Source organism: Candidatus Schekmanbacteria bacterium (assembly GCA_003695725.1).
In the GTDB taxonomy this organism is placed as follows: Bacteria; Schekmanbacteria; GWA2-38-11; order GWA2-38-11; family J061; genus J061.
In genome coordinates, this window is record RFHX01000133.1 from 1 (window position 1) to 3,999 (window position 3,999).

A 3,999-nucleotide genomic window follows, 5' to 3' on the forward strand; every position below is an offset into this window, starting at 1 on the left:
AAATATCAAATTCATTGGACCGCCTGCGGATGTAATAGAAAAAATGGGGAACAAGACATTTGCAAGGAAATTTATTACTGAAAATGGTATTCCCGTAATTCCGGGCACTACTGATGACACAAATGATGATGAAGCTCTCTCTATTGCTGAAAAGATAGGATTCCCTGTTATGGTTAAAGCTGCAGCAGGCGGCGGCGGGAAAGGGATGCGTATAGTAAGAAACAAAGATGAGCTTCCTTCGGCACTTAGGGCGGCACGGTCAGAAGCAATGTCAGCTTTCGGAGATGAAACTGTCTATATCGAGAAATATATTGAAAATCCACGCCATATTGAAATTCAAGTTCTTGCAGATGAAAAGGGAAACGCTGTCCACCTCTTTGAAAGGGAATGCTCAATTCAGAGAAGGCATCAAAAGATAATAGAAGAAACACCCTCACCCTTCGTTGATGAGGAATTGAGGGAAAAAATGGGCGAAGCCGCATTGAAGATTGTAAAAGCTGTTGGTTATACAAATGCAGGCACTATTGAATTTCTTGTCGATGAAAACAAGAATTTCTATTTTCTTGAAATGAATACGCGGCTTCAGGTAGAACATGCAATCACAGAGATTGTTACAGGTATTGATATTGTCCAAGAACAGATAAGGATTGCCGCAGGTGAAGAACTCGATTTCAGGCAGGAAGATTTGTTTCAACATGGCTCATCGATGGAATGTAGAATTTATGCAGAAAATCCTGACAATAACTTTCTCCCCTCTCCGGGGACTATATACAGCATCCGGACACCGGGGGGATGCGGCGTAAGGCTGGATTCCTGCGCTTATCCCGGCTATGCTGTTTCAGTGCATTACGACCCTCTCATCTCAAAGCTCGTTGTCTGGGGTAAAAATAGAGAAGAAGCAAGATTGAGAATGTTGAGGGCTCTCAATGAATACACAATAACTGGTATAAGCACCACTATACCTTTTCTTAAAAAGATTATTACAAATGAACACTTCATAAAGGGAGAAACTTACACCAATTTCATTGAAAGATTTATTGAGAAGAAGACTGATTATTCACCTGAAGGAGCAAAAATTGCTATGATTTCAGCAGCCATCAGCGCTATGCGTAAACTTGAAGATGAAGCGATTTATCACAGTCCTGAGAGGAAAGACAAGAGTCCCTGGAAGATAGCGGGTAAATGGCAGATGTGGGGAAACCGTTTATAAAATTGGATGAAGTGAAAAATGATGTTCGAGATTTTAATTGGCAATGACCAACATACTGTTGAAGTTGAAAAAACTGACAAAGGATACAAAATCTTAATCGACAATGAAGAAAGCATAATTGCAGATGCCTTTTTTCTAAAGGATGATTTGTTGTCCATTATATCCAACAATAAATCCTATCTTGTCAATCTCAAGAATGAGAGCCGAAATTACACGGTAGATTTAAATGGTGAAACCTTTAAATTGGAAGTCTATGAAGAGGGAAGCACAAGAAGAGTAAAGAGGGAAAAAGCAGGCGCGCAGGGGAAACAAACATTGAAAGCACCAATGCCCGGCAAAGTCGTAAAACTCCTCGTCAAAGAAGGCGATGAAGTCGAAGCCGGAGATGGACTGATAATCATCGAAGCTATGAAAATGGAAAATGAGCTGAAGGCGTCAGTAAAAGGCGTTGTCAAAGAGATAAATGCAGAAGAAGGTAAAACTGTCAACGCAGGCGAGCCGATAATAGTCATCGAATAATCTCTCTAAATATATGCCAAATAAATCAAAAATGTTGAAAGGGAAAAAGATAACATTAGGAGTAACGGGCGGAATTGCCGCTTACAAGGCATGCGAGATAACGCGGGAATTCATTAAAAAAGGAGCAGAAGTCAAAGTCATAATGACTGAAAATGCCTGCCGATTTATTACACCTCTTACCCTGCGTTATCTTTCTGGAAAAGATGTAATAACAGGTATGTTCGATGAGCCCTCTGAAACTGAAATAAAGCACATAGCCCTCAATAAAGAAACAGACCTTTTGTTAGTTGCGCCTGCCACTGCGAATATAATAGGTAAGTTTGCAAACGGCATAGCAGATGATTTTCTTTCGACTTTTTTTCTTTCCTATGACGGGAAGGTAGTTATAGCCCCCTCAATGAATACAAAGATGTATAATCATCCTACCACACAATCCAATATCGAATCGTTAAAAAAACTTGGAATCATAGTAATCCCACCAGAAAGCGGTGAGCTTGCGTGCGGCGAAATCGGCACAGGACGGCTTGCAAATGTAAATGATATCGTAGAAAAAGTCTGCAATATCCTTTTAAAAAAAAAAGACCTAAAAGGTGAAAAAATCCTTGTAACTGCAGGTCCAACAAGAGAATATATCGACCCTTTCAGATTTATCAGCAATCCCTCATCCGGAAAAATGGGCTATGCCATAGCAGAGAAGGCAAAGGAAAGAGGTGCAGATGTAACACTTATCAGCGGGCCAGTGTCGATTCCTGTGCCTGAAGATATTGAAATTGTAAATATAACATCTGCAGAAGAAATGAAAAGAGAAGTGCTCAAAAGGGCTAAAAAGTCTTCAATCATAATAAAAGCGGCCGCTGTCTCTGATTTTTCACCTGAAATCAAATCATCAAAAAAGATTAAGAAAGAGAATGCAAAGACGGTTTTATCCCTTAAAAAAAATCCTGACATTTTAAAGGAATTGGGAAAAATAAAAAAAGAAAATCAGATTCTTGTTGGATTTTCAGCAGAAACGGAAAATCTAATCAAGAATGCTTCAAAAAAACTAAAGGAAAAAAACTGCGATTTGATAGTTGCAAATGATATTGGTAAAAAGGGTGCAGGTTTTCAATCTGATACAAATATAGTTACACTGCTTGCAAAAAACAAAAAACCTGAAGAAATCAATTGCCGTCCGAAATATGAAATTGCAGATATCATTCTTGATAAAATCTTAGATTTAAGACACGAAAAATAAATTTTTTGTCATTTTTGAGACTTTTTCTCTCATATGACCTTATATTTTTTGATCTAATTTTTTGTCGATTTCTAAATTCTCTTTTATTTCAATATCTTATATCTTTAAAAAATTTTTGAAAAGTTGGCACGATTCCTGCATATATTCTTAATAGCAGTCGGAAGACAGCCAAGAAGTGATGATGAATTGATGAATGATGCCGAGACAGATGAAAATTGTTCCTGAGAAATGGTCAATGTTGAAGATGAGAATGAGAGGTTGTCAAATGACTGCTGTGAGCGGCAGGCGATGTTTTCCCCGAGAAATGTGAAGTGCCTTATGTAGTTGAGGTTGGTTCCTGACTCCTGCCTTTTGGGATGCTCGCAAGAGCATCCCTTTTTTTTGCTATTATTATAATTAAATGATTTTATCAGGAAAAGATTTCAAAAAAATTTATGAAACCTGCCTTGACTATGGCAACCTTTTTACCAACTGGAGGGATTCTTTCTGATTCTTCTTTGCTGATTTTTATTTTCAAACAAAACTTTTTCTTCCCATCTGCAGACATATCTTCTTTATTTGCCTCTAATATTTCACCGCGAAAAAAAATTTCCTTATTTTCAGAATCTATAAGTTTAACTCCCTCACCGGAATGTAATTGCTTATCGATATCCTTTTCTGAAAAGATTATCACTTTTGCCAATCCGCCTGAATCTTTAATCTCTTCAAGATAACAATTTTCAAAGACTATATCATTTCTTTCAATCAATGAAATCAAAATAAATGGTATTACAGACATAAAAAAAACAGATAAAGCAATGACAATGATTAAAATTAGCTTCTCTTTTTTACTATTCATCTTATTAATTGCTACCTTTTAATGACTTACTTAATTTGTTAATAGATTCTTAAATGTTTATGAAGGGCAAAAAATAACAAATATTTTGTCCAATATGCAAAATAAAATAATTTTTGCAACAAAAAAATTATCATATAACCATTAATATAGTAATTTATTGAAAATTAATCACTTAATCGTAACGCTTTTAACAAACTG

At 36.5% G+C, this 3,999-nt stretch carries 4 protein-coding genes; 3 read left to right on the top strand and 1 reads right to left on the bottom strand.

The window, feature by feature from the left end:
* The 3 genes from D6734_05415 to coaBC form a co-directional block, all read left to right on the top strand.
* A partial coding sequence (locus tag D6734_05415; GenBank protein ID RMF95507.1) for an ATP-grasp domain-containing protein occupies window positions 1–1,210 on the top strand: 1,210 nt, incomplete at its 5' end.
* Between the two features lie 18 nt (window positions 1,211–1,228).
* The gene (locus tag D6734_05420) at window positions 1,229–1,729 is read left to right on the top strand and encodes a biotin/lipoyl-binding protein (GenBank protein RMF95508.1); all 501 of its coding nucleotides are present in this window, start codon (window positions 1,229–1,231) and stop codon (window positions 1,727–1,729) included.
* A gap of 31 nt (window positions 1,730–1,760) precedes the next feature.
* Entirely contained in the window at window positions 1,761–2,963 is a 1,203-nt protein-coding gene (coaBC, locus tag D6734_05425) for a bifunctional phosphopantothenoylcysteine decarboxylase/phosphopantothenate--cysteine ligase CoaBC (protein ID RMF95510.1), read from the top strand.
* Between the two features lie 409 nt (window positions 2,964–3,372).
* Here coaBC and D6734_05430 read toward each other — a convergent pair whose 3' ends face one another.
* Complete coding sequence (locus D6734_05430) at window positions 3,373–3,801, bottom strand: hypothetical protein (GenBank protein RMF95509.1); 429 nt, start codon at window positions 3,799–3,801, stop codon at window positions 3,373–3,375.
* Window positions 3,802–3,999 lie beyond the last annotated feature (198 nt).

What these genes read in the sequence shown, in the direction of transcription:
- coaBC (RMF95510.1), top strand. Translation starts at nt 1,761, where the DNA reads ATGTTGAAAGGGAAAAAGATAACATTAGGAGTAACGGGCGGAATTGCC.
- D6734_05420 (RMF95508.1), top strand. Translation starts at nt 1,229, where the DNA reads ATGATGTTCGAGATTTTAATTGGCAATGACCAACATACTGTTGAAGTT.
- D6734_05430 (RMF95509.1), bottom strand. Translation starts at nt 3,801, where the DNA reads ATGAATAGTAAAAAAGAGAAGCTAATTTTAATCATTGTCATTGCTTTA.